The sequence below is a fragment of the Nitrospira sp. genome (genome assembly GCA_029194675.1).
Classification (GTDB): Bacteria; Nitrospirota; Nitrospiria; order Nitrospirales; family Nitrospiraceae; genus Nitrospira_D.
The window spans coordinates 422,017-448,001 of sequence record JARFXP010000001.1; the positions used below are offsets into that span (position 1 = coordinate 422,017).

The following is a 25,985-nucleotide window of genomic DNA, read 5'->3' on the forward strand; positions in this document are numbered from 1 at the left end:
CAACCATATTCAATGCGCCGCCCAGTACCGAGCACCTATAATGCGGATCACATCGCTTTTCCTGGCCTCACTGCTCCTCCTCGCGGGATGTGAATCCACGGACCGTGTACTGACGAACGCTGAGCGAGTGCTCGGCAGCCGAACCGGCAGGACCGTACTCGACATTGCCGGAGGCAAAGACCCCAAACAACTCCTCAAAGAGCGTGTCGATGCCTATCAGCGCGACCCCGCGGCCGTACTCAGAGATCTGCGGACAGTCCAACGAGATTTCAACACTCTTATGACCGCGCTGACAGGCCAGGTCCGCCAAACCTGGGGCGAGAAGGAAGTGAGGGTTCCGGAACAAAAGAAGTACGTGAAATACACCCAGAACTATATGAGCCGCTCCATCGTCGACTTCGACAACGGGTCGATCATGGTGGAAACCTTGGACGACAAAGCGCCGAAGGAGAGCCTCAAGAATGCGATCGTCACGACCTTGCTCACACCCGACGATCCGCGCTCCGTCGATCTTTTTTCCGACAAGCCGGTCACGCTGACCAGCGACCGGCCTCCGTATTTATTGGGGCTGGTGCTGGATCACCAAGGTCAGCCGATCCGCAGCCCGGCGCAAGCGGAAGCGTTCGCGGCATCAACGATCCAGAGCGCCAGGACAAGAACCGTGGACCAGAACAAGGCGACCAAGCAAGCGCTCATCGCCGAAATCAAGATGGTCGCAAATTTCTCGAACCGACAAGCGGACAAGTATCGGGCGACCGTCACGCGGTTTGCCGAGCAATTCAAGATCAGCCCCAGTCTCATTTTTGCCGTCATTCGAACAGAAAGCAACTTCAACCCCTTTGCCGTGAGTTCCGCTCCGGCTTATGGCTTGATGCAGCTGGTTCCAACCAGCGGAGGCCGGGATGCCTATCGAAGAGCCAAGGGGAAAGATACGATTCCATCGCGCGATTACCTGTTCGATCCGGAGAATAACATCGAGCTCGGCAGTGCCTACCTCAATGTCCTGTCGTATGCTCTGCTTGAGCAGATCGACAATGAGGTCTCGCGAGAGTATTGCGTGATCTCGGCCTATAACACAGGAACTCGGAATGTCTTCAAGACATTTGCGGGCGACTCGGTAGCCGCCCTCAATCACATCAATGGCCTCGAACCGCCGGCCGTCTATGACAGATTGCGTAATAACCTGCCGTACCAGGAAACCAGGGATTATCTCGTGAAGGTCGTCACCTTCCGCAAACAGTTCGCCTCCACACGTGAAGGCAATGACCGTTGAGCGCCTTCCCGATGTTCGGACTTCTCAGGTAATCACCCCCGGCAAGGCCGGAAGGTCAGACGGCAAGAGGTGGGCCCGAGCTGGACTGATGGTTCATGAAGGCTTGCAGATGTTTATTCTCGTTGGGAGACAACCCCTCAAACTCTACCCCGTAGGTATGTTCTTTGCCCCACCGGACCGTGGCGGCTTCGATGAACATTGATGCCGCCTGAGTGGGCAATCGCAAACTCATGGCGATTCGGTCTCCTGGTGTGATCACCGCTTCCGTCATCATACGTACGCCTTTTGCCGACACGTCATAGACGATCCCCAAACTTTGTTCAACCGCCCCCTTCCTCAGCAAACCGACCCTGGCCAACGAACAGGGAAATGGAGCCGACACACGCACCCGCGGGTGTTTGCGCAATTGTGGGGTACTCCATCCATTGCCGACTCTGAAGTCCTGATCATCCATGATTAATTACTCCCTCATTATTATGCCGAAGGCATTCATGTACTCAGTCAACTGTCTCAACGACGATTCCGAGAGCGTTCTGAACGCAAGTCCATAGAACTGATGGTTTGTCCAGCAAACGGTGGCGACCGCCACCTCCGCTGGAGGAGTGCCCTTGGTCAGTCGAAGCGCGAGGGAAACCTTGTCGCCCGGCTTGATGGCCGCCTCGGTGCTCACGCATACGCCGTGCAGCGACAAATCATAGACCACACCGACATCACTGACCGGTTTCCAACACCACCATCTGGTTGTCAGAGAAGAAAGGGAACAGCTAAAGGGCATGGGGATGCGCACTCGGGGGTATCGTCGAGCTTTGTCATGTGTCAGGTCTGGCGCATGAATCGTCGGCATGCAAATCCACCCTGTGAGAGACACTGTATCTCACAAGGTGGATTCCGCGAACTATTTTTGAACTTTATGTGTGGATTGTCGTCGCAGCACGATGCGATGATGATTCGACACGGGGCTTTCTCGCGTTGTGGAAGGAGTGAGGTTGGGAACGCTTCACGTGACCCGTCGAGGGATGCCCATTCCGACGAATACCTCCGCCTGGGACAGGAATCGTGGGCGAAGGTGCCTTGCTTCCAGGAGCAACCGGAACTGCACACCCCAAAAGGCGCTCGATCTCTCGGAGTTGCTGAGAGTCTTCTCCCGTCACAAAACTTGTGGCGCGACCGGTCGTCTTCATCCGGGCTGTGCGACCGATGCGATGCACGTAATCTTCCGGACAATTCGGCAGATCGAAATTGATCACGTGGCCGATGTTTGCGACATCGATCCCTCTGGCCGCAATATCCGTTGCGACCAGCACACGGAAGGATCCGCGCCTAAACCCTTCCAGTGCCGCGCGCCGCTGCGACAAGCTCCGGTCCCCGTGCAGTACAGCCACTCGATGGCCGGCACGACCCAGCAGGTGTCCCAACCGATCAGCGCGATGCTTCGTCCTGGTAAACACGAGGGCCGTGTCCGATTCGGCGCCGAGTAATGATAAGAGAAGATCGGCTTTGTCGGCGTGGGATGTGTAATGCACCGCCTGCGTGATACCCTCGGCCGTTGTGGCGGACCGTGCGACCATCACACGCACCGGATTGTTCACGCTGGCTTGGACCAGCCGCGCCAAGTCAGCCGGCAAGGTAGCCGAAAACAGCAGCGTCTGTCGTTGTTCCGGCAAGGCATCGAGTATCTGGTTGATTTGCGGGGCAAAGCCCATGTCCAACATCCGATCCGCTTCATCCAACACCAACATCTTAATCGACGACAACAAGATCGTGCCGTTCCACATATGATCGAGGAGACGGCCCGGCGTCGCGACCAAGATACTCGGGCTCTGCCGTAAACCTCGTATCTGGGCCTGCATATCAGCGCCCCCTACGATAACGGTCGCGGAGATCCGTCGACTCCGTCCCAACTTCTCGATTGTGGCTAAGGTCTGCAACGCCAGCTCACGCGTCGGCGCCAAGATCAAGGCCTGTGGCTGTCCTTTGGGAAGCAGTGCGAGCCGTTCAATGATTGGAATGACGAAAGCAGCAGTCTTCCCCGTCCCGGTCTGAGCGCACCCGATGACATCTCGCCCCGCAAGCGCCGGCGGGATGGCTTGCTCTTGAATGGGAGTCGGTGCGGCAAATCCGGCACCAGCCAAGTCTTGCAACAGCGCTTCGGACAAACCGAGAGCATGGAAATTCACATGAACAGACGTATCCACTACACTATCCTTTCAGTTTGATCGCATGATGACGGGATCAGAGAACCGAGGGGAGAAACAACCGAGCAGGGTGCCGCTCCAAACCGGACCTGGTCGCGATGCGATCGCGAAGTCCGATATAGATTGAACATCTCCTCGCCGGACCACCACGAGTGAAATGCAGGATCACCATACCGCATCACTACTCACACGTCAACTCGCTCGTTGATTCCGTTCCGGACGCAGAGCGATTCATGGCAGTCAGTTACTGGGGCTTTCGCCCTATGCCCAGGCCATCTGAACGTTCACCCTCCAGAAGGTTTATGCGATAATCCTCTCATGATCCTGAAACGCTGGCTCGTCGGCGATCCTCTCAAGACCGCCCAAGCAAGGCATGAACGGCTTTCAAAGACGATAGCCCTTGCCATCTTCTCATCGAACGCCATTTCTTCTGTCGCCTATGGGACCGAGGAAATCCTGTTCGTGCTCGCGCTCGCCGGAGCTGCTGCAGTCTCCTGGTCGATCCCGATCAGTCTCGCCATTCTGTTCTTGATCTTGGTCCTCACCATCTCGTATCGCCAGATCATTTATGAATATCCGGAGGGGGGTGGGGCCTACGTCGTCGCGCGGACGAACCTCGGCGATCGACCGGCTCTGGTAGCGGCTGCAGCGCTGATGATCGACTATGTCTTGACGGTGGCCGTCAGCGTGGCGGCAGGCATCGCGGCACTCACGTCGGCTATCCCAAGTCTGTTCATTCACCGAGAAGCCCTGGGTCTCGTCGCCATTCTGTTCATGATCGTGATGAACCTCCGTGGGGTTCGTGAATCAGGCAAATTCTTCGCCATCCCAACCTATTTTGCCATCGGAGCGCTGGGCCTTCTTGTCGTCGCGGGAACAGTTCGATCTCTGTCCGACTCCGGGTCGCCCCCCCTTCTGACAAGTTCTGGAGAGACAGAAACGTTGACCCTGTTTTTAATTCTCCGAGCCTTTGCCGTAGGCTGTTCGACAGTCACCGGCATGGAAGTCATCTCAAACGGAGTGAGAGCCTTTCGCCAGCCCGAATCCAAGAATGCGGCAATTACCATGGTGTGGATGTCTACTATCCTCGCATCCCTGTTCACGGGCATCAGTTGGATGGCCTATCACTACGGCATCCTGGTCAAGGCGGATGAAACTGTGGTTTCGCAGCTCGCTCGCCTGACGTTCGGCACCGGTCCTATCTATTACGCCGTCCAGATCAGCACCATGGCCTTGTTGGTCCTGGCGGCCAACAGCGCCTTTGCAGGCTTCCCGAATCTGGCGTCGATCCTGGCTCGGGACGGATTCATGCCGCATCAAATGGCGACGTTCGGCGATCGCTTGGTCTTTTCCAACGGCATTATCATTCTTGGATTCTTAGCTTGCCTCCTGCTCGTCCTGTTCGAAGGAGACACTCACGCGCTGATTCCCTTGTATGCCATCGGCGTGTTTGTGTCTTTCACCCTCTCGCAAGCCGGTATGGTGAAGCGATGGCTCGTGAAAAAAGGGTCGCATTGGCAGACCAAACTGATCTTCAATGGGCTTGGCGCTGTGACCACCGGTATTGCGACGCTCATCATCGCCACTACCAAATTCATGCAGGGTGCCTGGATCGTATTCCTGCTGGTCACGATCCTTCTCTTGATGTTTCAAGGGATTCGCTCGCACTATAAGGCCGTGAGCGAACAGATCGCGTTGGACCGGCGAGGCGAGCGGCCGCCGTTGCCTCGCCGCAATATCGTGATCATTCCGATCAGCGGCTTGAATCGTGCCGTGGTTCGGGCCCTGGACTTTGCGAGAAGCCGGCCCGGCGAAGTCCGCGCTGTTTTCGTGGACGTTGATCCCGAAGAAAGCGCCAAGGTCAAAATCCAGTGGGCCCAATGGGGCGGTGGCGTCAATTTGATCGCCCTCTCCTCACCCTACCGCTCGGTCCTGGGATCGTTGCTGGATTACGTCGAAGAAGTGCTCGAGAAAGACCCAAACACCTGGGTCACGGTCGTAATCCCGGAAATTCTTCCGGCCAGGTGGTGGCAAAGCATCTTGCACAACCAACGGGCCCTGATGCTCAAAGGCAAATTGCTCTTCAAGGACCGAGTGATTATCACCGACGTTCCTTATCACCTTACCAGGTGACCATGATACGTCCGCCGCCGTTCCTCACACGTCCCGCCGGTCTCCTCAGCACCGGTGCCTTCATTCTTGCCTTCTGCCTTTGCTTCCCGCTGCCAGCACTGGCATTCAAGATCACGGAACCAACAGCAGGCGCCATACTCACGAGCGGAAGCACGGTTCCAGCAGGTGTAGACCTTGGAAAGGACATCGGTGTCGTGAAGGTCCGCTATTATTGGTACGGCGAACAGGACGACACCCTGGTCGAACAGGATGATTCAACGGCTACCGGTTCGATTGTGGCACCAGTCGCGATGATTGGACTCGCTGAACAGAACCCAGCCTTCGGCGGGCCACTGAAAGTGCCTCAGAACAGTATTGGACCGATGCGGCTCTTGGCGGTGGCGGAAATTTCGCGTGGACGATTGAGCACAAGGTCTGTGTTCGATGAAGTGATCGTGAATGTCGCTCCTTCTGCTGACCTGGCCATCATCGATTTCGAGACCGACAAACCGCTTCAACTGGGTCGGGCTGGGCAATCGTCCGCCTTCGGCCATGTCGATTCACTGGGCAAGGTCTTCGAGCTTCCAGTCGTCGGCGACTTCACCGACGGCGTCACTCGACGGATCAGCACACCGGCCAGCGGGACTCGTTACAGATCTTCCAATGAGAAGGTTATTAAGGTCGTGGCGGATGGCTTGCTTCAAATCGTCGGCAACGGGAAGACCACCATCACCGTAAGTAATCGCGACAAGCAAGGTGCTCTCGATGTGGACGTGAACGTGAACGACGAGCCGAACGAACCGCCGATCGCCGACGCAGGCCTGAACAAATCCGTCAAGGCCGGTTCTCGTGTGAAACTCAGTGGGCTGAACAGCCGTGACCCGGAAGGCGAAGCTCTCTACTATAGTTGGAGCCAAGTGCGCGGCAGCAAGATTTCGCTGCTGGACGCCAACGGCTCAGAAACTTCCTTCCTCGCGCCGGCTGTCTCAGAACCGCGGATCTACCGCTTCAAATTGCGGGTAACGGATAAGAAAGGAGCCGACAGTCTGCCGGCGTTCGTGGATGTGACGGTGGAGCCGTAGCAGATCGCGGGACAGGGATACACCCATCCAAGATTTGGTTGCGCGCCCTGCGTCACAGATCGAGCAACTTTGCTGGATAGCCCTTCATAAAATAACTGGGGAAGATGGTTTTCTGAACCTTAAACCTATTTGGGCAGCATAGCTAAGGTCTCTTCTAAGCTAATAGCACGAAATCCATCCACTGGCACTCGATTCAAAACACGACGTAGTTCTCCATCGTCCGTTACAAAAACATCTGCACTACTCCCTATAATTGCATGCAAGATATCTCGAGAATCACCTGATTTGGGGACACGGTTCTCAAATTGATGCGCATACGTAAGCGAGAGGTTGGCACCAACTGCAAGTCCCACACTCTTTACCTTCAGAAGTCCATCAAGGCCTCGGCTTTTTGCCTCTGATAGTACTCCGGCCATCTCAGCTATCAATTCCAGGAGCCATGTCCTGTTGTTTGACCAGTAAACGTCGAACTTGTAGTTTTTTCCGCCAATCGCTTTAGCATGAGGAAGCACTTCAGTTCGACATGCCTCAAGACAACTCTGGAACCTCTCTTTAGCAGTTCGCGTCTCACTTATGATGTCACGTAAATCAGCCGACGCCTCCGCTGTTGGTTGCATCAGTTCGTTAATAGCTAACTCCATGAAGGGTTCAAAGGCACAGAAAGGAGAGACGGTAGGTGTACAAAGAGCGTAAGATCGAACATCATCATTCATAATTGCATCTTGACCACGAGCGAACAACTTATTGCTACAGATTTCGATAATAAGATTCACCCGTGCACGAGCTTTTTCAGGATGAGACTCAACCACGAATAAAGTTTCTTCAAGATTTAAAAAGCTCAGGATTACTGCCATTTGCTCGTGCTTTACAGCTCGCTGTAACCGATACACATCCCAATCCGTCACCTCGCGGCGTTGCTCAAGACGATCAAAAATATTCGTGTCGAACTATGCGATCATATCCTGTTTGAGTACACCAGTCCGTAGGTTTGGCGGTGTTGGCGAACAGCCCGTCTTATGACAACAAAGATTACTTAGACTTGCCGATTTGAACTCGCATCCATTTCGTCAACGCATCTTTACCTAACTCACCGGCAGCAACCTGAAGAGTAACGAACTCTAGAGCTTTGGGATCAGGAAGTTCCTCAATTCCATTCACATTGAGAAAGACAAGCACAGAGAGAACAGCCGCCCATTTGTTCCCGTCCACGAAAGGATGATTCTGAGCGATATGAAACAGGTAGGCCGCCGCCATTGCAGCAAGGTCTTCATGGAGATAGGCCCGCCAAACTATTGACGCGGCATCGCAACAGCCGCATCCAGTAAGCCATGGTCCCTTACTCCATGGGAACCTCCATCAATGTCAATGGTATCTGCATGGAGTAACAGGACGTCATCCACGCTCAGGAAGATTGTCTCTTCCACGAATCAATGCGCCAGGCGCTTGAGCATCGGTCCGTACCGCTTACGCAGGCCCTTGATGATCGTTTTCATCCGTTCAGGACCAACGCCAACGTTAGCCGGCGTGACAACAAGGGCGTTCCCATTCACAGTTACCTGGAGAGGAGTTTCCTCTGTAATCCCCAGCGCCTGCATTACCGGTTTTTCGATAATGAGCGCCGCGCTGTTACCATGTTTCTGCAATTTCTTGATCATTCCTCACCTCGCTTGCGTCCTTACAAATGTTACAACACCTCTCCATCGATTTCCCGCATGGGAAAGAATAGCGAACTGTGCCGCGGTTGAGTGTGGGAACGTCGGATTTGTTAGTTGGGCAGGAATTCATTTGACCGGATCTTAGTATTTCGACATACCTTGTATTGCTACTGCGGAATCCGGGATGAGTTCGGCTATCTGGAGGATCTTCCCGTTTCTCAGAATCGTGGACCGTTGGCGGGACAGGTCAGCGGCGCATTTTCCAACGTCGCCATGCATTTCTTCGCATTTGCCATCCATTGGTGGTCCCAAGGATTGCGGCTTGGACTTGGCGCCGAATCGCAGGCCACGAGCTAAGACCGTGCACTCATCATCAGCCCAGCGTCGGCTGCGGACTTGAGCGTGCTTCCGTCCGTCTATGCCTCCCCGCAGGAAGCTATTGCTGTTCGGTCTGCTGAGCAAATCCGAGATCGATTTCACCCTTCTCATCGAACGGTAGTTTGAACGTGCCCGGACTGTCCACAAAGGCGGTGCCTTTGATGCGATAGCGTACCTTTTCGACACCCGCCTTGTTCAGGTCTTGGACCTGACGAAGAAAACTGCTGATGCCGGTGATCACTTCGACGTTGACCACTTGTGAGCCAAAGCGAGGGACGGCGACCTTTTCCCCGGTCATGCCGGTGGCAAACTCTTTCTCGTTCAGGTCGATCTCGAATCGCATACCGTTCAAGCCCAGATCCTTCTCATTCGGATTCTGGATCCGGAGCTGGACCTCGAAGCGTTGTTCAAAGAGCGCCATGTCCTTGGGTGCGATGTTCGCGATGGAGATCTTCGGCGGCTCGATGCCGGGCGGGGATGTCGCACAAGCCGCAAGCAAGATCACCAAACCCAGGATGGTCGATGACACTGACTTGTCTGTCGATCGGAAGTTGTTCATCGCGACCCCCTTTCAAGTTGTCGTGAACGGGACATCCGGTTGATGCAACAGTAGCCGTCTACTTCAACACTGCAGCCAACGCGTTCTTGACCGGCTCTCCCCCCATCTTCCCGGCAAAGTCGGAGAGGAGATCGGCAAACTTGTCCACCATCCCGGATTCCATCCCCAACCGTTGAAAGGCGGCCTGCAACCCGGCCTTATCGCCGACCGATCCGGTGACGGCGCCAAGATCTTTCGCCGCTTTCATATACGAATCTGATCCCGGGACAGCCTTGGCAAGCGCATTGAAATCCCCGCTCGGCAGCTTTTCTTTCGCCAGGGTCAACTCAGAACCGACCCCTCCCATCGCTTGGTTCTCTGTCACGCCCAATTGGCTTGTCACGAGTTTCATTAAGGCATCCGAGCCACCCATTGATTGCAGCTCCGCGCAACCGGAAAGAAGAACTGTCACGAGGACCACTGCAGCTCGCATTGAGAGTTTGTTCAGCATTGAATATTCCTCCTCAGTTGTTGTGCACCACAACCTGACATGGTTCCACCGCTCCAACACATTCGCTGTTCGAGTTTTTCCGCAGCCTGTTAGAAGTGGACCGATAGCCCTCCGACTATATGATTAACCTGGTCATTGCCTCTCACTCCGACTGCTCCTCCGAAAAGGTCATCGGCCGAGAAATCAAACACCGCAAAATTGTATTTATATTCACCAAACAGTGCGATGCGCTCGGTGAAGTAATAGCGCAGACCACCCAAGGCATTCAAGCCAGGCACGCCGTTGTCGGAGGCGCTGTTGCCATTGTTCGACAGGTTGGCAAAGAAGACGCCGAGTCCTACCTCGCCATAGGGTTGCAGCGGGCAAAATTCCCGCTGAGATCGAGTTTCATAGCGGATGTCTTGGGCCGTCCCCTCCCGCTCCGATCGAGTCTCCGTTCGCACTGTTTTCGTTTCACAGCCGAATTTCAGCCGACCGATCACATTGAAGGCCAAAGTCGTCACTCGAAGATGGAGCCCGGGCAACTGACCGTCCTGTTTCACGTTGGGAGTCGTATTGAATGCTTCCATCTCCACGCCCAGCCAATCCATTCCATCGCTGAAGAAATGCCCGATCTTCCCACCATAGACGACCGAACCCGCAAGATCACGATCATTGAGCTGGAGTTCGGAGGGGAATCCCGTGCCTTCCTTTCACTGATGCCACCGCCGAATGTATAGCCGCCGAACCCTGCCACGTACGTTTTGCTCGAACCCCCCTCCTCGCGCTCAATTCTGGCTTTGCGCTCGGCCGATTGCGCTCGTTCGGCCTCTGTTACTGCTCAGCTTCCCTGGCCTGTTCGGCTTCGGTCGGCGTCATGGTAGGCAGCTGCTCCTTGGGGGCCGGTTCTATGGGGACCGCCGGTTGCGAATAGGCGACCGGCAATCCCGTCGGCATCAGGCTCCATGACAACATCGCATCGTTCCGTAAAAATATGGTTCATAGTCGCAATCCCTCGCGCACCGCGAACCTCCTTACCCATAAGCAGAGTGGCCGTTAGGCAATGTGTGACATTGAAAAGCCCGTATGCTGGCCAGGCACACAAGTTTTCATTGTGCAGTCTCCTTTCCTGGTGAACACTGATGGCACTCCTGTCTGCTCGAACCGGCAGGGCGTTTGATCGATCTTCGTACACCGAAAGACCCTATATCTTCATTGAGTGCGATGGTCGGAACGGCCCTTTGTCTCATAGGACAATGATTTTCATCGGTTCAAAAGGCTACGTTGGGAGAACCCACTACACCGCAAACCGTACCGACGCTCCTGAATTCAGTTGTTCGCGGGTTTGATCACCGCTTCCATGAACCGCAGACCGGTCCCCGCGCGCAGAGCCACACGCAACGCGACAGCGCCGAGGCGCGTGCCATGCTTCATCTCAATTGCTCGGCGGCGACAAGCTCTCCAATTGCTCGAGTCGTTTCAGAGCCTGCATCGCCTTGAGAGTCTGATAATTGATGCCGGCAGCGTTGAGACTGGCACCGGCCTGGTACGGATACTGCTCGAAGTCCGTGAAGAACGCTTTAATCTTCTGCTGGATCGGCACGAACAACCAAATGTTGTCCGCGTACCAGCGGAGGTAATTGGCCGCCTCGAAGGGCATCCTTTCATAGGGATCGGCGCGAAGGTTCACAATGATCGGCCAGCCGGTGACCTTCCGCGTGCCGGTGGCGATGTTGCCTTCGACCATTGCAAAATTCACCTTCCAATCATTCCAGCGCACTGCGTTCAACTCGCCGCCCTGGCCGAAGTAGAAGTATTCCTCGCGCGGCGCTTTTTTCGACTCTCCTTTGAAGAACGGCAGAAAGTCATAGCCGTCGAGATGCACCTTGAAGTCCTTGCCGTGCAGCTTTGTGCCGTTCGCCAACTTCTCCTTGACGCCCGACGCGCCTGCCGCCGCGGCAAAGGTCGGCATCCAATCGTTGTGCGCGATCGGATCATTGTGGATCGTGCCAGGCTTGATTACGCCCGGCCATTTCACCAGCAGCGGCACACGATGGCCGCCTTCGAAGGTTGTGCCCTTCTCCCCGTGGAACGGCGTAATCCCCCCGTCTGGCCATGTGACTGTTTCCGCGCCGTTATCGGTCGAATACATCACGATGGTAGTGTCCGAGAGGCCGAGGTCGTCGAGTTTCTTGAGGAGGGCGCCGACCATCTTGTCGTGCTCGACCATGCCGTCAGGATAGAGGCCCACTCCCGTGACGCCGTCGCTTGCTTTTTTGAGATGCGTCCAGACATGCATGCGCGTGGTGTTGAACCACATGAAGAACGGCTTGTCGGCCTTCTTGGCTCGCTCCAAATAGTCCACGGCTCCGGCAAAGAATTCCTCGTCCACCGTCTCCATCCGCTTGCGGGTGAGCGGGCCGGTGTCCTGGACCTTGCCGTCCGCCATGATCTTGAGCACGCCGCGCGGTCCGTACTTCTTTCGAAACTCAGGATCCTTCGGATAGTAGTAGCCCTCCGGCTCCTCTTCTGCATTCAGGTGGTACAGATTGCCGAAGAATTCGTCGAACCCGTGAGCGGTGGGCAGGTGATTGTCCCGATCACCAAAGTGATTCTTGCCGAATTGCGCGGTCATGTAGCCCTGCTCCTTCATGATGTCGGCGATGGTCGGCGTCCAGTCCGGGATGCCGTGCGGCGAGCCGGGCATTCCGATCGTCAACAGGCCGGTGCGGAACGGGTGTTGGCCGAGCATGAAGGCGGCCCGCCCAGCAGTGCAGGATTGCTCGCCGTAGGCGTCGGTAAACAGCGCCCCTTCTCTGGCGATGCGATCGATGTTCGGTGTGCGATAGCCCATAATGCCGTGGTTGTACGCGCTGATATTGTGGACGCCGATGTCATCACCCCAGATCACGAGGATGTTGGGTTTCTTGGCCAGCTCAGCGCCGACTCCTGTGGGCAACCACGCCAACAACGCCACGGCTAACCAGATAAATTGCCTGACTCGCATAACTTAGACCTCCTTGAGTTCGCACTAATAGACAGCCCCTACTATATCGATCCCGTAACCATTTAGGGAAGTGCCAAAATCGACAGTTCCCTTCGCGCCGGTGGGACAGTCGTATCTCCTCACTTGTATTGTCGTCTCTCTTGAATAGGAAGAAATTGGGGTCGCGAAAGAAATTGGGGTCGGATCTTGATCTGTGCATCACCTATTAATGAGGCCAGTGGGGCCTGGTTGTTCAAGCGGACCCGCGTCCCAGTGCGTGCCTTGTTCTAGAACCTCGAAGGCAGGGCCAGCCTGGACCACTTCCTGGAATGGTTTCCCGGTGTCACGCACGAACAGGTCGTTGACGTTTTGGAGCACGCTGAACACAGTCTGGTCGAGACATGAGCGCGACCCGATAGAAGTTTTCCTCATTCGCCGTCCTCGCCCCTGAAACAACCCGCTCTACCTGCTTCTCACTGCCTGCCCGCTGCCCCGTCGCTACCAGGCCATTGGTTCTGGGATTTACTCGATTGAATAGGGCTGGGCCCGTAACACGGCTATGGTCGCAGTGGCGGAAACACCGGCATCGGTTAATACGTAAGAGGTGTAGCCCTTCTTCATGAGGTCGCTTGTGCCCCCACTACCGGCGGCGCCTACATCGCCGGCCTTCGCTGCTGCTTCAGCATCGACCCCTGCGTACCACTTGCCATCGGCTAGGTCGCGAAGTTTGTCTACATCCTGATGGATCAGCACGGTCTTTAGTGCTCGCCCGCCCCACCCGACGCCGAATTGCAGTTCCGGGATTCTCAAGTAGGATCGTTTGCCGGTCTCCTTCTCTACGACCACGCCAGCCCCGCCACCAGCGCCGATCCAGGGACCCTTCCCGACTTTCTGTTCCGCCACTAAGTATCCGACCGATTGCGCCAACTCTTGTTGGACCTTCGGATGCTCCTTGATCAAGCGCGCCAGGGTCTCCTGTTCGAGACTGTCAAAGTAGGCAAGCTTCTTCTCCTTGCTGCCGATGCCCCCCCGCACAGGCGGTCATAATGACTGCCTGAACAATGACCAGCGCTGCGACCCTTCGTGATCGTGGTATCGTACAATGCATATGTGTCCTCCCGGTCTTGTACCTTAACGCCACTCCAGCGCTCCGACTCCGGATTCGCCGAGAAATACGTACATCAAGCTGATCGTGTGGTTCACGGAACCTGGCCCGCTGGCTGCGCGTCGGGAAATTTCCACTTACCGCTCAGGATCTCGGCGCGAGGGCGGTAGAGGCGCACGGTGTAGTTCCAGCCGGACATGATTGGGAGGCAGTTCGCGATCGAGCCGTCGCAGCCGCCGAACTGGATCGCGATCGAGCCGTTGTCGCTTTTCTTGGCAGTGACGTTGTTCAACGCATACGCGCCATAGAGATTTTTCTGGTAATAGCCCTCGGCGTTGTAGAGACTGATCGACCAAAAACCATCGACGGGCACGTCCTTCACGACGAGTTTGTATGCCGTGGCGCCGTCGTTTTTCGGTGGGGTAACGTTGAGATAGGTGGCGTCCCTGTCAGGGTTACCACCCCACCCGAGCGCCGTGCCGATCAGGTGACGAATCGGGTCGACCTGGCCCTTCGGGCCGAACGCGCTCTTGAAGTCGGGGATCGTCGATCCGAGAATCAGAAGCGCGTCGCGAACCTTTTTCTGACTGGCCTGATCCCAATTCGGCACCTCGAACTTGCCAGGACTCTTCTGGTCGACCTTGATGGCATCCTGCAGCGCGTGGGCCTGCTGCACGTCCTTAGGATTCGTCGGATCGACGAACGTGCGGACGGCTGTTACAACGTAACGGGTGCTCACCAGCCTTTGGTCGAGGGTATGGGAACCTTTGCCGTAGTGCACAGCAGGCGCATAGTGATCCTGGCTGATGATCTGCATGGACATGAAGCGTTGGCCGGCGTCCGGCAACGTGATCGTCACCGGACTGGCATCCAGGTCGAACACGGCGGCAGAGTACAGAGTATCACGGTTCAAGCGGATGACGGTCTGATTGTCGATCGCTGCCGGCTCACGCCGGTGAAGAAACTTTCCGAATGCCCCGTCTTTGACCATATTGCCAAAATACAAATCGGACTCGGCGCGGATGAAATTGTCGACGGTGACCGGCACTGCGTTTGATCCACTGGTCTGCGCGTGCACTGGCATTGAGCAGCTCAGCAACAGACCGAGCGCAAAGCTTATAAGCTTCGATGTCATGATTCGTCCCCTTTCACCAAATGAATTCTCACTTCACCTGTTCGATGTCGGGTAGCACCCAGGTCTTCTCGAAGAGCGGCTTTTCTGGACCGTAGAAGCGGAACAAGACTTCAAATTTTCCGTCGGCGCTCGTGGGAATCCAGTTCGATTCCTTGCCAGCGGGCGCAGCCGGGCCGAAATGAAGGTCGACTGAGCCATCGGCGTTCTTTTGGAGTCCTGGTGTATTCGATGAGCGGCTGGACCAGCGCGTGTCACGGATGAGTGCGTGCGTGGCACCGTCGTAAGCAGTGACGGACCAATAAAGTCGTACCGGAGGATTGGCGGGGATCGTGAGTCGATAGGTCTTGGCACCGTCGAGTTTTTGCCCTGCCTTGTCCTTGATCGTCATCAAATAGAATTGCCCTGCACCCAGGTGCTTGGCGCTGAATCGGCATCGCTGCCGCTTTTGAGGTTGGAGCGAAGAATCGCATAACCTTGGTAAGTATCGGACTGAAGTGGGATGTAGCCGTCGGGGATCTTTTCCTTATAGTCCGGAGGAAGGATCAAGTATTTTCCACCCTTGCCCTGATCCACACCGGCGGGGCCGACATCCTCCAGCGCGTTTTGCCATCCGTCATCGACACTGCCGGTGATTGAGCCGTCATCGGCTGGCGGAACGTCCAGCACCACGGGGCCGGCCTTCGTGTCGTAGAACGGCATGAAATAGATCGTGTCGGGATTGGGCGTGAGGGTCTGGTTTTTCCAGTCGAGCGGGCGCGACCAGTAGGCAATTTGATTGGGTCCGCCCTTGATACCCACGAATGCCTGATACATCAGATCGAAATTGACCGCCGGCATGCCCCAGATGACGGCCTCGACAGCGCGTCTCTCGACCGTGCGACGCGAGAGGTCCTCAGCGGAGAAGTCCTGCGCCAGGACGGAATCGCCGAGCGCGATGAACCCAAACGCGCAGACGATGGCACTAGAAACGAGTTTGTTTCTCATGTTGTATCCCTTTCGCGCGGAAGAGTTTTCTACCTACACCTCGATATGAGCACCTCTTCGATTCGGCCCGGCGCTTGGACGCTGACAATAGCACGCTCCATCGTAAGAGAGAGGGATCGGCTAAGGCTGTCCGATCACAACGAGAAGGTCGGTGATTCACTCGGGGTTGAGCGGTGCGAGGATCGGTGCACGCTCGGCAGTTGCCTTGCCGCCGCTAATGACTTGTTTGCGCACCCAACGCAACGACCGTGCAAAGCTCTCGCTGGAAAAGTTCGTCGTCGAAATCTGTGCAGACCCGAACCGCCTTGCCAGCAATGCCTCGGTTCCCTCCTTGTAATGATCATCCTGTGCAAGGATGGCGGCCTGTTCGGCTCGCGCCGGCGGCTCACCATGCCTGGACCGGTCAAGCCACTCATATAAAAACTGGACAGTCCCCACCTCATCACCGTGAGCGACGGCAGCTTCAAGCAACGCGAACGCAACCGCCTCCGAGGCCTCGTATCGACGGCGCTGCTCAGCTCGTCGAGACGCCAGTGCGTTCCCGTACCGACGGAACTTTGGCCAGAGCAACCAAATGGCAATGGTACCAGCCAGAGCTCCGACTCCCCCTATCGCCCAACGCCACATATCTTCGACGCGGGATCGAGGCAATGCCGATTCATCTATTTCAGCCGGCAGCGCAATCTCCGGCCGGGAATCGGGATTGGGCGCGGCATCAAACGCGACCGATGCGACGGTATGTTCGCGAAGTTTACCGAGCCGAAGATCCCACCACTGCACCGTGACAGCCGGCAGCTCGTAATGCCCAGGCTTCTGGACCACATAGGTGGCAGAGTCGATTCGACGACCGCCGATAAAGCCTTCCCGGTCTCGCGAAATATTCTCCACTTTTGGTGCATTCGGATAGACGGCAAGACCCTCAACTTCGGCAAAATGAATCGGCGGTAAGAACATCGCCTGCGTTCCTTTCGCTGTCGATGTGATGGTGCGGGTAAACGCATCTCCGACATGCAATCCGATCGGCTTATGGTCGAACCGCTGGACCATGTCCAGACGACTGGTCGAGAGGAAGACCGCGACCCCTTCCGCTCCTGCCGGAACCCGTGCTGTGAACTTTCGCGCAGGAGACCAGACCTTCACCGGACCGGGAGCCATTCCTGGATGCAGTACGATCTGAAGGCGCGGGATCGCAAATTCGTGCGGCTCCATCGGGGTGACGATATAGGTCTGCGTCAGCCCGAACCACGTGACTCCATTGATCTGCTCCGTAAGGTGGGGAGCCTGTTCATCCGACCGGATCACCAGCGCGCCGGGCAGGTCGAAGATAGGAAACTCGGGCGCACTCGTGAACCAGGTGGTGACCAACACATCGACGACCAGCTTCACCGGTTGTCCGACGACCACCAGGCCTGCCGGCTCAAGATGCGCTCGCACCATTGAGCGGGCTCCCTCCTCAGCCATCGCATGGCCGGCCACCAAACAGAACAACAGTGTCGCTAGTGTTTTCATCACAGCCTGTCTTGTGGACGCTTCAACTCCTCAGCCTGCACGCGGAATTTCTCTCGTAGAAAATCCGCCGGCGAGACTTTGAGATTACGCATCCACAGCTCCGCCATTTGCTCGGGCTTGACCTTCACCTGTGGCACGGCTCCATACTTGCCACGTTTGCCTTTCTTGTCGAACTTGATGTCATCGGGATCGAGATTCGGATCCGCTTCCCCTTGATCATCGTGTGACTTCTTGGGAATGAGCGACGCAACAAGCGTGCGATTCTGGATCGCCTCTCGGAACGCCGGACGTCCCTTGAGTGCATGGTCATAGGCTCCCACGGCGGCCGGAAATTCCTTCATGCGAGCGTAACAATTGCCCATGAGAAAGAACGCCTCCGGCGTATCGAGGCGCGCAAACTGCGTCAGCGCCGTCGCATAGTCGCCGCTTCGATAGTAGGCCAGCCCCTTCCACATCGGATCGTTGAATCGCTCCGCGGCCGTGGAGTAATCGCCTTGGTCGAAGTACCAACGACCCTGTTGGTCGAGAGTCAAGAACCAACTCTCGACAAGCTCCAAAATCCAAGCACCAAATTCCAAACCTCTGTTTGAGATTTGTGATTTGTGATTTGGGATTTCATTCGCATGATTTGGGATTTCATTCAAATTTGGTGCTTCGGATTTGGTGCTTGATGCTTCCTGTGCATTGGCATACCCTGGACCTGTCACTCCCATTAATATTGCCAGTGCGATGACTCCCATCCATCGGACGGTCCATCCTCGCCGGAACCAGAGTGCAGCCAGCAGGACCAGAGGAAAGGTGCCGTAGTAGCCGAACTCCTTCCACCGAACCTCCGCGGTGCGCTCGTTGACGACTTGCAGATAGTGCAGGGCCTTGCGCTGGACCCATTCGACATCGGCTTCGTCCAATGTCACGCTCATCACCGGCATGTCCGCCTCGGAACTCATTCGTGTGAAGGTCTCGCGGTCGAAACGCGCCTGCACCGGCACTCCACGAGCATCGAGGGCGACCCTTCCGTTCTGGCTTCGAATGGGTCCGCCTTGGGATGTCCCCACAGCGAGTGCGAGTATTTGATCCCGCGATTTCCGTTGATGCTCGGAAAGTAACGGGATCTGTGCATCGTCGAATGCATCTGTGATGAAGAGCACCGTTCCGGCAGCCGATTCCTTTTCCAGGAGACGGTCGGCCAGGGCCAACGCTGCCACAGCATTTCTTCCCGCTACCGGCATCAGATCCGTTTCGAGTGCGGCAAGGAAAATCTCCAGGAGCGCGGGATCTTCGGTCGGAGGCAGCACGAGATGCGCCGTCCCCGCATAGACGACCAGTCCCGTCCGTGATCCGGATCGCAGTGCGGCAAGATCACGCACCTTTTGCTTTGCCCGTTCAAGCCTCGTCGGCGGGACATCGACGGCATCCATCGTGCGCGAGAGGTCGATTGCCACGACCATCGGAGCCTTGTCCTCGGTGAATGGCGGCGGTTCTCTCTCCCAAACAGGCCCGGCTGCCGCGATGCCTGCAAGGATGACCGCCACGGTGATCATATGCATCGGGCGCAACCGAAACCCCTGCTTAGCTCCAATAATGAGATGATCGAGCAGATGCGGCGCGATGATGCCGGCCCATTGTCGGCGCTGGTCTGTATGCCTCTGCCAGATCCAGACAAGCCACAAGGCAGCCGGGATACAGAGCAGCCACAAGGGACGCAGAAAATGGAAAGTGTCAAATCTCAAATCACAACTTCCAAATCACAAGGTCGATTTCAACGCGATCGAGGACAATATCCTGGTTAGTTCTTCAGCCTCGCGAATCAGATCATTCAGTTCGTCTATTCGTTCGAACTCGTTCGTATCACGGATGAGTCGCAGCCAATAGGCGCTTTCTTTGGCTTCCTTCCGGCTGATCCGGATTCTCATCAAGAAATCCTTCCGGCTCAGCGCTTCGTTCGCTTCTCTGTAGTTGGCTCCGACGGAACCGGATGCCCTTATGAGCTGTTTACTGTCTTCAATGATCCAAATGTTCCTAGGCAAAGTCTTGACGAATATCCTCACAGCCTTCGCGAACTGGAACGTTCTCTCTTCCAGATCGTAGACCGGTTTTTCATCATATCCGAACTTGTTTTTTGTGATTTGAGATTTTCATCCACGTTGGAACTTGGTGCTTGTGATTTGGAATTTGCCCCCATGTCAAAAACATCATCACCAGATGGTAGCCAAGCAGCAATGCGATTGCGGCCCCCAATGGATAGTAGAAGAGCGCTCTTTTGGGCCTGTAGATGGAACGGGTCACCTTTTCCGGAGTAGTGTCGTCGATGGTGCGGTAAATCCCCTCCAGACCATGCCGGTCTTCTCCTCGGAATGAACGACCGCCTGTTGCCGCAGCGATACTCCTGAGCGCGTTGAGATCAACCCGCTGTTCACCTTGGGCTCGCGGGTCGCCGATGCCGATCGTGTGGATGGTGATGCCTCGCTGCTTGGCAATTTCCGCCGCCTTGTGTGGCGGCAGATTGCTGGCGGTGTCGTTCCCGTCTGTGAGGAGTACCAGCAGCCGTTCTTTCGATTTGGAATGCTCCGTCATTTTGATCGCGACACCGATCGCGTCGCCGATGCTGGTCTGGGGTCCGGCCATGCCGATCCTGACTTCGTTCAGCAACAACCGCACGCTTTCGTGGTCCATGGTGAGCGGCGCCTGCGGGAATGCCGCCTGGCCGAACACGATCAATCCGATCCGATCGCCTTTCCTCCGGCGGATGAAATCGTCGACGACCTGCTTGACCGCCCTCAGCCGATCCACGCGGCGCCCGCCCGCATCGACAAAGTCACGCGCTTCCATCGATTGGGAGAGATCAATGGCCAACATCAGATCCCGCGCCGATTCAATTCGTTCGAGAGGCGGCTCGATCCACTGCGGGTCAGCCGCAGCTGTGACGATGAGCCCCCAGGCGATCGGAGCAAGAATTTTCTGCGCCCAGTTTGACTGGATGACGACTGCGCCGGGCGCCGGCTTGAGTCCCGCCGCCTGCGCAGCCTCTTCGAAAAACGGAATACGGACGGCGTGACTGACTTCACGATAGGGCGGTAACAACCGCCACACGAGCAACGGCAGCGGGAGCGCGGCAAAGGCCCATGGGACATCAAACGCGAGCATGGTGATGGGTGATCCAGCGCCGCACCAGGGAGAGGAGATCCGTCACCTCAGAGATCGGAATCAGGGCCAGATCCGCCGGTGCGCCGTAAGCCAATCGCGGAAGCAGCCGACCGGGACCCCGTGCGAAGCCACCGGGTGGGTAGGTCCGGTCCAGAAAGACGAGCCATTCGTTGTTTGAGAGACCGGCGATCTCCGGTCGCGGTAGAAATGAAAGCGCCGTCTGTTTCACGAGTGGCGGGATGGCCGCAAGCGCATCGCCTCGCCTGGCTGGATCAGCGAGCAACGCCTCCAACGTCCGCAATTGGGCGGCGGCGGCCCGGCGATACCGGTTGCTGGCCCACCATCGACGCCACCGCCATGCGCCATAAGAGATCGCCGTCACGAGAAACAGGCCGAGAAACACCCACCCGACCGTCTGGGGTGTGTAAGGAACCGGGGGAGGAAGGGAGATTTCCAGAAGACCAGATAAGGCCTGTTCAGTCGTCCTCATCGGCTAATTCCCAACAGGATGTTGAAAAATGCCTTCAGCTTTGTTCTCGCGGCGCTCAGAAGCTCGACGTACAGAAAAGAGTACGCCTCGCCTCCTCGCTAGCTGCGGCCTTGCTGGAAGACCTTTTTGAACATCCTGTGTGCTGTTCTCCCAGTTTTAAGGCCGCGTACGGTGGCCGAGCAGGTGCCGCACCTGATTGACGACATCGTCCGCCGTGTTGACCATCATGAGCGGCACGCCGCTGCGACGAAGCAATTCTGCAACCTGACGCAGCCGGCCGGTCGAAAAGGTTTCGATCGGTTCCCGGACTGTTCTCTCGCCAAGGTTCAACTCGATCTGAAGCCGGCCTTCAGTCACCACGATTCGTCCACCCTGATGTCCCGTTTGGGCCAGCGGATCGAAAACCAGCGCCGCAATGACATCATTGTGAGCGGCAAGCTGCCGCAGCAACTGTTGCGTCCGCTCGCCCGCGCCCGCAAAGTCGCTCGCGATCATGATCAAATGATCGTGGCCGGCAAGCGCGAGAGCTTCTTCGAGGGCCCGGTCGAGCTGGGCCTGGTTCGGCTGCACGGAACTGTCGGCGTGAAGCGATTGATTCATGACGACCACAGCGGCGAAGATCGCTTCTATCCGACTGCGGCTGCGGTGTGGACGGAATCTATGAATTTCGTCGTCGTTAAAGACGATCCCACCGACCCGATCGCCGGCGCGGAAGACCATCCAGGCGCCCAGTGCGGTCAGGTGAGCCGCTGTTACCGATTTCAATGCGCGCCGCGACCCAAAGAACATCGACAGTCGTTGATCGACGATGAACAGGGCCGGTCGATCTCGCTCTTCGCTGTAGGCCCGCACGTGCGGCGTGCCCAATCGCATGGTCACTTTCCAATCGATCGTGCGAATGTCGTCGCCGGGGAAATAGTCGCGGATCTCCTCGAAATTGAGCCCACGGCCGCGCACTCTGAATGCATGACGTCCGGCAAGGACGCTCCCGCTCCGCCGTCGAGGCAACAACGACAGACCGGCGGCCTTGAACTCGAACGCCATCAGCTCGTGGAGCGACACATAGACGCCGGGAACAGATCGTCCTTCCATGATTCAAACTTTGTGCTAGGCCGGTACCGCGACAGCTTCGACTAATTTGTCGATCGCCTGGTCTGTGCTGATACCGTCCGCATTCGCGTCGTACGAGAGAATCAGCCGATGACGCCATGCACCATCGCCCGCACGTCTTCGGGCGTGACATGGCTGCGGCCCTCAAGCCAGGCGTTGGTGCTGGCGGCATCCTCCAAGCCGATGCCCTATTACTTACCCAATCGATTACTGCCCCATATTCTGTTTCATCTTTTCCACAATCTGATCGATACTGAACGACGCGGCACGCTGTCGGGGCGGAAAATCCTTGAATGTCGCCAAGAACCTTGCTGTCTCGCTCTGCGCGGCAAAAATAAGATACGGCTGAGAAAGGAACCAGTCGTAGTACGTGTTGGACGTGATATCAGCACGCTCATAGGGATCCGCATGCAGATCGAACAGTTTCGGGACGCGCAGAGGTGTGAAAGGCTCGGCCCATACCCGCATCGTCCCCGGAGCACGCTGTTCTTCGAATACCACTTTCCAATTTTCATAGCGCATGGCGACGAGGTCGCCGTCATCGTTGAAGTAGAAGAATTCCTTCCTCGGACTCGTCTCCTCTTTGCCCGTGAGGTAACCCAGCAGATTGTAGCCGTCGAGATGAACTTTGAAGGTTGTGTTCCCTACTTTATGACCCTTGAGCAGTTTGTCTTTGATATCTACCTCTCCGACGACCGCCATTAACGTCGGCAGCCAATCCAGCCCGCTCACGATTGCATTGGAAACCGATCCAGGCTTGATGTGTCCCGGCCAGCGAATCATGGCCGGGACTCGGAACGCGCCTTCCCAGTTGGTGTTCTTCTCGCTCCGGAACGGCGTCATCGCAGCATCGGGCCATGAATTCATATGTGGTCCATTGTCGGTCGTGTAAATCACGATCGTACTGTCCGCGATCCCGAGTTGATCCAGCTTCTTGAGCAGCAATCCAATATGCCCGTCGTGTTCGACCATGCCGTCGGCGTATTCCGTGAGCGCCGTGAGCCCAGGTGGACTACGACGGTCTTCTCGTACATGGGTACGGAAGTGCATGCGTGTACTGTTGAACCAGCAGAAAAACGGCTTGCCGGCTTTATGCTGCCGTTCGATGAAGTCGATGGCCGCCGCGGAGGTTTCATCGTCGATGGACTCCATGCGTTTTTTGGTCAAGGGACCGGTATCTTCGATCTTGCCGTCCGCGAACGATCTGATCACCCCCCGGGGACCAAAGGCCTTTCTAAACCGGGGATCGCGAGGATATGTCCGCTGTTCCGGCTCTTCTTCGGCATTGAGGTGATACAGATTGCCGAAGAACTCGTCGAATCCGTGCGCCGTCGGTAAGAATTCATCTTTGTCACCCAGGTGATTTTTTCCGAACTGTCCTGTGGCATATCCATGGGGTTTGATCAGCTCAGCAATGGTCGCGTCTTCCTTCTGAAGCCCGACAGGAGCGGCTGGGACCCCGACCTTGCTCAATCCGGTTCGTAACGTCACCTGTCCGGTTATGAATGTCGAGCGCCCCGCGGTGCAGCTTTGTTCCGCATAGTAATCTGTGAACATCATGCCTTCTTTGGCGATCCGGTCGATGTGAGGCGTTTTGTAGCCCATTAACCCATGCGTATAGGCGCTGATGTTGCTCTGTCCGATGTCGTCGCCGAAGATGACGAGGATATTCGGCTTTTTCTGGTCTGCCTGCGCCGGGGATGCAGCCAGAACGGCCAATCCGACGAGAAGAATCGCGCATGACCTTAGGCAAAAAGACATTCCACACCTCCTTATCGAAACAACCGAGCGAGGGTCGGTGTATGGACAGGTTAACTGGTGTAACTTCACCAGATCACGCTTCTACTTCACGAGACCTTTCTCACGCTGGCACGGCCACGACTTCGACCAATTTGTCGATCGTCTGGTCCGCGCTGATGCCGTCTGCGTTCGCGTCGTAGGAGAGAATCAGCCGGTGACGCAAGACGCCGTGCACCATCGCCCGCACGTCATCGGGCGTGACGTAATCGCGGCCTTCGAGCCAGGCATTGGTGCGGGCGGTATGTTCCAAACTGATGCCGCCACGGGGGCTGGCGCCGTATTGAATCCACTTGCCAAGCGAGTCGTCGTACTTCTTCGGCATGCGGGTCGCATCGATCAAATCGATGATGTACCGCTCGATCGCTTCCGCTACGTAGATCGCGTGGATTTCCTTTCTCGCTTGAAACACCCTGTCCTGCGGCAGCTTGTCGTCTGCCTTGGCCGGCTGTGACGCAGTCGCACCGACCTGCGACTCTGTCTTGCCGATTTCCTCGCTGCGGACCAATTGCAGGACTCCCCGCTCGCTGTCCGCGTCGGGATAGGTGATCAGCACCTTCATCAAGAACCGGTCCAGCTGCGCTTCCGGCAGCGGATAGGTGCCTTCTTGCTCGATGGGATTTTGTGTGGCCAGCACCATGAACAAGTCGGGCATCTTGTGTGTCGTCCCAGCAACCGTGATTTGCCGCTCTTCCATGGCTTCAAGCAATGCCGCCTGGACCTTGGCCGGCGCCCGATTGATCTCGTCGGCCAGAATGATGTTCCCGAAGATCGGTCCAGGCTGGAATTGGAACAGATTCTTGCCGTCTTCCTGGTGCAACACTTCGGTGCCGGTGATGTCGGAGGGCAGCAGATCCGGCGTGAATTGAATGCGGCGCATGCCTGCATCCAAATTCTTGGCCAGGCTCTTCACCGCTCGAGTCTTGGCCAGACCCGGCAAGCTCTCAAGCAGCAGATGCCCATTCGCAAGCAAGCCGACAAGCATCTGCCGGATCACGTCACGCTGCCCGATGATCGAGGCTTCCATTCGTCGCTGGAGGTCAGCGATCGCGTCCCGCGCTGTCATGTATCCCGATCCTTTTGTAGACCTCTTGTAGACCTCGCCAGATCGTCATGATTGCTCATGAGCCTGCGCGGCCTTGAAGCTCAGCACGGTTTAGCAGCTTCTTCAGCCGGAAGCCAAGCGCGATCAGCAACAGACCGAAGGCAATCGAGTAAGCGGCAATCATCCACACGACCGCGAGCGCCCCGGCGCCTGGGCTCGCGATCATGAACAGGCCGAACAGCACCGACAGGGCGCCGGATGCTCCCAGCAACCATTCCTTGTCGATCTCCTTGCGGAGCCGGATCGCAGCGGCAATCTGGAAAATCCCGATGGACAGTGCCCATACCGCCATGAACAGGAGCAGCGCCAATGCCGTCATCTCCGGCCAGAGAAAGGTTCCGACTCCCGCTGCAACTCCGAGCACACCGACCAGCACGAGCGGCCACACCGCTTTGTGACCCTCACGTCTCCGATAGGCCGCAACCAGGGCGAAGACTCCATCGGTAAATGCGTAGGCGCCGAAGAACAGCGTCAAGATCACGAGCGTGATGCCCGGCCAGGCAAAGGCCAAAACGCCGAAGATCACCGCCGCTGCTCCGCGCAGAGCGATCCAACCCCAGTTCTTTGCCAGGTGATCCAGCAGATGCCTATGCTCCATGGTTTGCCCCTCCCGCCGTATTCCTGATCCACCGGTCTACGGTTCAACCGCAAACTTTGCGGCTTGGCTGATCGTATACCCTCGTCCTCTCATGCAGACCGAACACGCGCGCTTATAGCCGGCGAGCTGGTTTCGTACTGCTGCTCCGCTTGTTGCTCGGCAGCCTCGACTGAGCCGCGCCCCCTCTCTTATGCTCGGGGGTCGAGTCCCTCCGTGACATCGGACCTGTCCGCATCGAAACCCTTCCTTCCTCCCGAATGCGCAGCATCAATCTGCTCCGACATTCTTTCAGTTCCGCC

At 56.8% G+C, this 25,985-nt stretch carries 29 protein-coding genes; 4 read left to right on the forward strand and 25 right to left on the reverse strand.

Annotation, left to right across the window (positions count from 1 at the left end):
• Positions 1 to 40: 40 nt before the first annotated feature.
• Complete coding sequence (locus tag P0120_01945; GenBank protein MDF0673092.1) at positions 41 to 1,273, forward strand: murein transglycosylase domain-containing protein; 1,233 nt, start codon at positions 41 to 43, stop codon at positions 1,271 to 1,273.
• A 55-nt stretch (positions 1,274 to 1,328) separates the two neighbouring features.
• On the opposite strand, the gene P0120_01950 is transcribed toward P0120_01945, so the two are convergent.
• The 3 genes from P0120_01950 to P0120_01960 all read right to left on the reverse strand — a co-directional run bounded on the left by P0120_01950 (position 1,329) and on the right by P0120_01960 (position 3,468).
• The gene (locus tag P0120_01950; GenBank protein ID MDF0673093.1) at positions 1,329 to 1,727 is read right to left on the reverse strand and encodes a PilZ domain-containing protein; all 399 of its coding nucleotides are present in this window, start codon (positions 1,725 to 1,727) and stop codon (positions 1,329 to 1,331) included.
• A gap of 6 nt (positions 1,728 to 1,733) precedes the next feature.
• The gene (locus P0120_01955; protein ID MDF0673094.1) at positions 1,734 to 2,117 is read right to left on the reverse strand and encodes a PilZ domain-containing protein; all 384 of its coding nucleotides are present in this window, start codon (positions 2,115 to 2,117) and stop codon (positions 1,734 to 1,736) included.
• A 64-nt stretch (positions 2,118 to 2,181) separates the two neighbouring features.
• Positions 2,182 to 3,468, reverse strand: coding sequence for a DEAD/DEAH box helicase (locus tag P0120_01960; GenBank protein ID MDF0673095.1), 1,287 nt, complete (start codon positions 3,466 to 3,468; stop codon positions 2,182 to 2,184).
• Between the two features lie 318 nt (positions 3,469 to 3,786).
• On the opposite strand from P0120_01960, the gene P0120_01965 reads away from it, so the two are divergent.
• Both P0120_01965 and P0120_01970 read left to right on the forward strand, forming a co-directional pair.
• Positions 3,787 to 5,601: an APC family permease gene (locus P0120_01965; GenBank protein MDF0673096.1), complete on the forward strand. Its 1,815-nt coding sequence runs from the start codon at positions 3,787 to 3,789 to the stop codon at positions 5,599 to 5,601.
• Positions 5,602 to 5,603: 2 nt separating this feature from the next.
• Positions 5,604 to 6,662 (forward strand): PKD domain-containing protein, encoded by a 1,059-nt coding sequence (locus P0120_01970; protein ID MDF0673097.1) that lies wholly within the window; start codon positions 5,604 to 5,606, stop codon positions 6,660 to 6,662.
• 125 nt (positions 6,663 to 6,787) lie between these two features.
• On the opposite strand, the gene P0120_01975 is transcribed toward P0120_01970, so the two are convergent.
• The 3 genes from P0120_01975 to P0120_01985 form a co-directional block, all read right to left on the reverse strand.
• On the reverse strand, positions 6,788 to 7,516 hold the full coding sequence (locus tag P0120_01975) for a hypothetical protein (protein MDF0673098.1): 729 nt from the start codon (positions 7,514 to 7,516) through the stop codon (positions 6,788 to 6,790).
• Between the two features lie 175 nt (positions 7,517 to 7,691).
• Positions 7,692 to 7,955, reverse strand: a complete 264-nt coding sequence (locus P0120_01980; GenBank protein ID MDF0673099.1) for a type II toxin-antitoxin system death-on-curing family toxin — start codon at positions 7,953 to 7,955, stop codon at positions 7,692 to 7,694.
• A 134-nt stretch (positions 7,956 to 8,089) separates the two neighbouring features.
• The gene (locus tag P0120_01985; GenBank protein MDF0673100.1) at positions 8,090 to 8,317 is read right to left on the reverse strand and encodes a hypothetical protein; all 228 of its coding nucleotides are present in this window, start codon (positions 8,315 to 8,317) and stop codon (positions 8,090 to 8,092) included.
• 114 nt (positions 8,318 to 8,431) lie between these two features.
• Here P0120_01985 and P0120_01990 point away from each other — a divergent pair, with 114 nt between their 5' ends.
• On the forward strand, positions 8,432 to 8,674 hold the full coding sequence (locus P0120_01990; GenBank protein ID MDF0673101.1) for a hypothetical protein: 243 nt from the start codon (positions 8,432 to 8,434) through the stop codon (positions 8,672 to 8,674).
• Between the two features lie 79 nt (positions 8,675 to 8,753).
• On the opposite strand, the gene P0120_01995 is transcribed toward P0120_01990, so the two are convergent.
• The 19 genes from P0120_01995 to P0120_02085 all read right to left on the reverse strand — a co-directional run bounded on the left by P0120_01995 (position 8,754) and on the right by P0120_02085 (position 25,686).
• Positions 8,754 to 9,254 carry an LEA type 2 family protein gene (locus P0120_01995; protein MDF0673102.1) on the reverse strand — a complete coding sequence of 167 codons (501 nt, stop codon included), beginning with the start codon at positions 9,252 to 9,254 and terminating at the stop codon, positions 8,754 to 8,756.
• Positions 9,255 to 9,312: 58 nt separating this feature from the next.
• The gene (locus P0120_02000) at positions 9,313 to 9,744 is read right to left on the reverse strand and encodes a DUF2780 domain-containing protein (GenBank protein MDF0673103.1); all 432 of its coding nucleotides are present in this window, start codon (positions 9,742 to 9,744) and stop codon (positions 9,313 to 9,315) included.
• An 89-nt stretch (positions 9,745 to 9,833) separates the two neighbouring features.
• Entirely contained in the window at positions 9,834 to 10,334 is a 501-nt protein-coding gene (locus P0120_02005; protein MDF0673104.1) for a hypothetical protein, read from the reverse strand.
• Between the two features lie 223 nt (positions 10,335 to 10,557).
• Positions 10,558 to 10,680: a hypothetical protein gene (locus tag P0120_02010; GenBank protein ID MDF0673105.1), complete on the reverse strand. Its 123-nt coding sequence runs from the start codon at positions 10,678 to 10,680 to the stop codon at positions 10,558 to 10,560.
• Positions 10,681 to 11,158: 478 nt separating this feature from the next.
• A complete protein-coding gene (locus tag P0120_02015) occupies positions 11,159 to 12,700 on the reverse strand; it encodes an arylsulfatase (protein ID MDF0673106.1) in 1,542 nt (513 codons plus the stop codon).
• 228 nt (positions 12,701 to 12,928) lie between these two features.
• Positions 12,929 to 13,141 carry a hypothetical protein gene (locus P0120_02020; GenBank protein MDF0673107.1) on the reverse strand — a complete coding sequence of 71 codons (213 nt, stop codon included), beginning with the start codon at positions 13,139 to 13,141 and terminating at the stop codon, positions 12,929 to 12,931.
• Between the two features lie 90 nt (positions 13,142 to 13,231).
• Complete coding sequence (locus tag P0120_02025; protein MDF0673108.1) at positions 13,232 to 13,744, reverse strand: hypothetical protein; 513 nt, start codon at positions 13,742 to 13,744, stop codon at positions 13,232 to 13,234.
• Positions 13,745 to 13,908: 164 nt separating this feature from the next.
• Complete coding sequence (locus P0120_02030; protein MDF0673109.1) at positions 13,909 to 14,949, reverse strand: DUF1254 domain-containing protein; 1,041 nt, start codon at positions 14,947 to 14,949, stop codon at positions 13,909 to 13,911.
• 28 nt (positions 14,950 to 14,977) lie between these two features.
• Complete coding sequence (locus tag P0120_02035) at positions 14,978 to 15,337, reverse strand: DUF1214 domain-containing protein (protein MDF0673110.1); 360 nt, start codon at positions 15,335 to 15,337, stop codon at positions 14,978 to 14,980.
• Complete coding sequence (locus tag P0120_02040) at positions 15,337 to 15,933, reverse strand: DUF1254 domain-containing protein (GenBank protein ID MDF0673111.1); 597 nt, start codon at positions 15,931 to 15,933, stop codon at positions 15,337 to 15,339. The genes P0120_02035 and P0120_02040 overlap by 1 nt, the downstream gene beginning before the upstream one ends.
• Before the next feature lie 156 nt (positions 15,934 to 16,089).
• Complete coding sequence (locus tag P0120_02045) at positions 16,090 to 17,442, reverse strand: hypothetical protein (protein MDF0673112.1); 1,353 nt, start codon at positions 17,440 to 17,442, stop codon at positions 16,090 to 16,092.
• Positions 17,442 to 19,172: a VWA domain-containing protein gene (locus tag P0120_02050; GenBank protein MDF0673113.1), complete on the reverse strand. Its 1,731-nt coding sequence runs from the start codon at positions 19,170 to 19,172 to the stop codon at positions 17,442 to 17,444. The genes P0120_02045 and P0120_02050 overlap by 1 nt, the downstream gene beginning before the upstream one ends.
• A gap of 15 nt (positions 19,173 to 19,187) precedes the next feature.
• Positions 19,188 to 19,523: a four helix bundle protein gene (locus tag P0120_02055; protein ID MDF0673114.1), complete on the reverse strand. Its 336-nt coding sequence runs from the start codon at positions 19,521 to 19,523 to the stop codon at positions 19,188 to 19,190.
• A gap of 19 nt (positions 19,524 to 19,542) precedes the next feature.
• Positions 19,543 to 20,586 carry a VWA domain-containing protein gene (locus P0120_02060; protein MDF0673115.1) on the reverse strand — a complete coding sequence of 348 codons (1,044 nt, stop codon included), beginning with the start codon at positions 20,584 to 20,586 and terminating at the stop codon, positions 19,543 to 19,545.
• Positions 20,573 to 21,076 (reverse strand): DUF4381 domain-containing protein, encoded by a 504-nt coding sequence (locus P0120_02065; protein MDF0673116.1) that lies wholly within the window; start codon positions 21,074 to 21,076, stop codon positions 20,573 to 20,575. The genes P0120_02060 and P0120_02065 overlap by 14 nt, the downstream gene beginning before the upstream one ends.
• 156 nt (positions 21,077 to 21,232) lie before the next feature.
• Positions 21,233 to 22,168: a DUF58 domain-containing protein gene (locus P0120_02070; protein ID MDF0673117.1), complete on the reverse strand. Its 936-nt coding sequence runs from the start codon at positions 22,166 to 22,168 to the stop codon at positions 21,233 to 21,235.
• A gap of 225 nt (positions 22,169 to 22,393) precedes the next feature.
• A complete protein-coding gene (locus P0120_02075) occupies positions 22,394 to 23,947 on the reverse strand; it encodes an arylsulfatase (GenBank protein ID MDF0673118.1) in 1,554 nt (517 codons plus the stop codon).
• Positions 23,948 to 24,047: 100 nt separating this feature from the next.
• Positions 24,048 to 25,049, reverse strand: coding sequence for a MoxR family ATPase (locus P0120_02080; GenBank protein MDF0673119.1), 1,002 nt, complete (start codon positions 25,047 to 25,049; stop codon positions 24,048 to 24,050).
• Between the two features lie 55 nt (positions 25,050 to 25,104).
• On the reverse strand, positions 25,105 to 25,686 hold the full coding sequence (locus P0120_02085) for an HdeD family acid-resistance protein (GenBank protein ID MDF0673120.1): 582 nt from the start codon (positions 25,684 to 25,686) through the stop codon (positions 25,105 to 25,107).
• Between the last annotated feature and the right edge of the window lie 299 nt (positions 25,687 to 25,985).

Excerpts from the sequence above, each read along its gene's own strand:
- P0120_02005 (MDF0673104.1), bottom strand. The coding sequence starts at position 10,334 with ATGGATTGGCTGGGCGTGGAGATGGAAGCATTCAATACGACTCCCAAC.
- P0120_02070 (MDF0673117.1), bottom strand. The coding sequence starts at position 22,168 with ATGGAAGGACGATCTGTTCCCGGCGTCTATGTGTCGCTCCACGAGCTG.
- P0120_02010 (MDF0673105.1), bottom strand. The coding sequence starts at position 10,680 with ATGCCGACGGGATTGCCGGTCGCCTATTCGCAACCGGCGGTCCCCATA.
- P0120_01975 (MDF0673098.1), bottom strand. The coding sequence starts at position 7,516 with ATGGCAGTAATCCTGAGCTTTTTAAATCTTGAAGAAACTTTATTCGTG.
- P0120_01950 (MDF0673093.1), bottom strand. The coding sequence starts at position 1,727 with ATGGATGATCAGGACTTCAGAGTCGGCAATGGATGGAGTACCCCACAA.
- P0120_02035 (MDF0673110.1), bottom strand. The coding sequence starts at position 15,337 with ATGACGATCAAGGACAAGGCAGGGCAAAAACTCGACGGTGCCAAGACC.
- P0120_02080 (MDF0673119.1), bottom strand. The coding sequence starts at position 25,049 with ATGACAGCGCGGGACGCGATCGCTGACCTCCAGCGACGAATGGAAGCC.
- P0120_01955 (MDF0673094.1), bottom strand. The coding sequence starts at position 2,117 with ATGCCGACGATTCATGCGCCAGACCTGACACATGACAAAGCTCGACGA.
- P0120_02060 (MDF0673115.1), bottom strand. The coding sequence starts at position 20,586 with ATGCTCGCGTTTGATGTCCCATGGGCCTTTGCCGCGCTCCCGCTGCCG.
- P0120_01970 (MDF0673097.1), top strand. The coding sequence starts at position 5,604 with ATGATACGTCCGCCGCCGTTCCTCACACGTCCCGCCGGTCTCCTCAGC.
- P0120_02040 (MDF0673111.1), bottom strand. The coding sequence starts at position 15,933 with ATGAGAAACAAACTCGTTTCTAGTGCCATCGTCTGCGCGTTTGGGTTC.
- P0120_01985 (MDF0673100.1), bottom strand. The coding sequence starts at position 8,317 with ATGATCAAGAAATTGCAGAAACATGGTAACAGCGCGGCGCTCATTATC.
- P0120_02075 (MDF0673118.1), bottom strand. The coding sequence starts at position 23,947 with ATGTCTTTTTGCCTAAGGTCATGCGCGATTCTTCTCGTCGGATTGGCC.
- P0120_01995 (MDF0673102.1), bottom strand. The coding sequence starts at position 9,254 with ATGAACAACTTCCGATCGACAGACAAGTCAGTGTCATCGACCATCCTG.
- P0120_02020 (MDF0673107.1), bottom strand. The coding sequence starts at position 13,141 with ATGAGGAAAACTTCTATCGGGTCGCGCTCATGTCTCGACCAGACTGTG.
- P0120_02065 (MDF0673116.1), bottom strand. The coding sequence starts at position 21,076 with ATGAGGACGACTGAACAGGCCTTATCTGGTCTTCTGGAAATCTCCCTT.
- P0120_02030 (MDF0673109.1), bottom strand. The coding sequence starts at position 14,949 with ATGACATCGAAGCTTATAAGCTTTGCGCTCGGTCTGTTGCTGAGCTGC.
- P0120_01965 (MDF0673096.1), top strand. The coding sequence starts at position 3,787 with ATGATCCTGAAACGCTGGCTCGTCGGCGATCCTCTCAAGACCGCCCAA.
- P0120_02085 (MDF0673120.1), bottom strand. The coding sequence starts at position 25,686 with ATGGAGCATAGGCATCTGCTGGATCACCTGGCAAAGAACTGGGGTTGG.
- P0120_02000 (MDF0673103.1), bottom strand. The coding sequence starts at position 9,744 with ATGCTGAACAAACTCTCAATGCGAGCTGCAGTGGTCCTCGTGACAGTT.
- P0120_02045 (MDF0673112.1), bottom strand. The coding sequence starts at position 17,442 with ATGAAAACACTAGCGACACTGTTGTTCTGTTTGGTGGCCGGCCATGCG.
- P0120_01945 (MDF0673092.1), top strand. The coding sequence starts at position 41 with ATGCGGATCACATCGCTTTTCCTGGCCTCACTGCTCCTCCTCGCGGGA.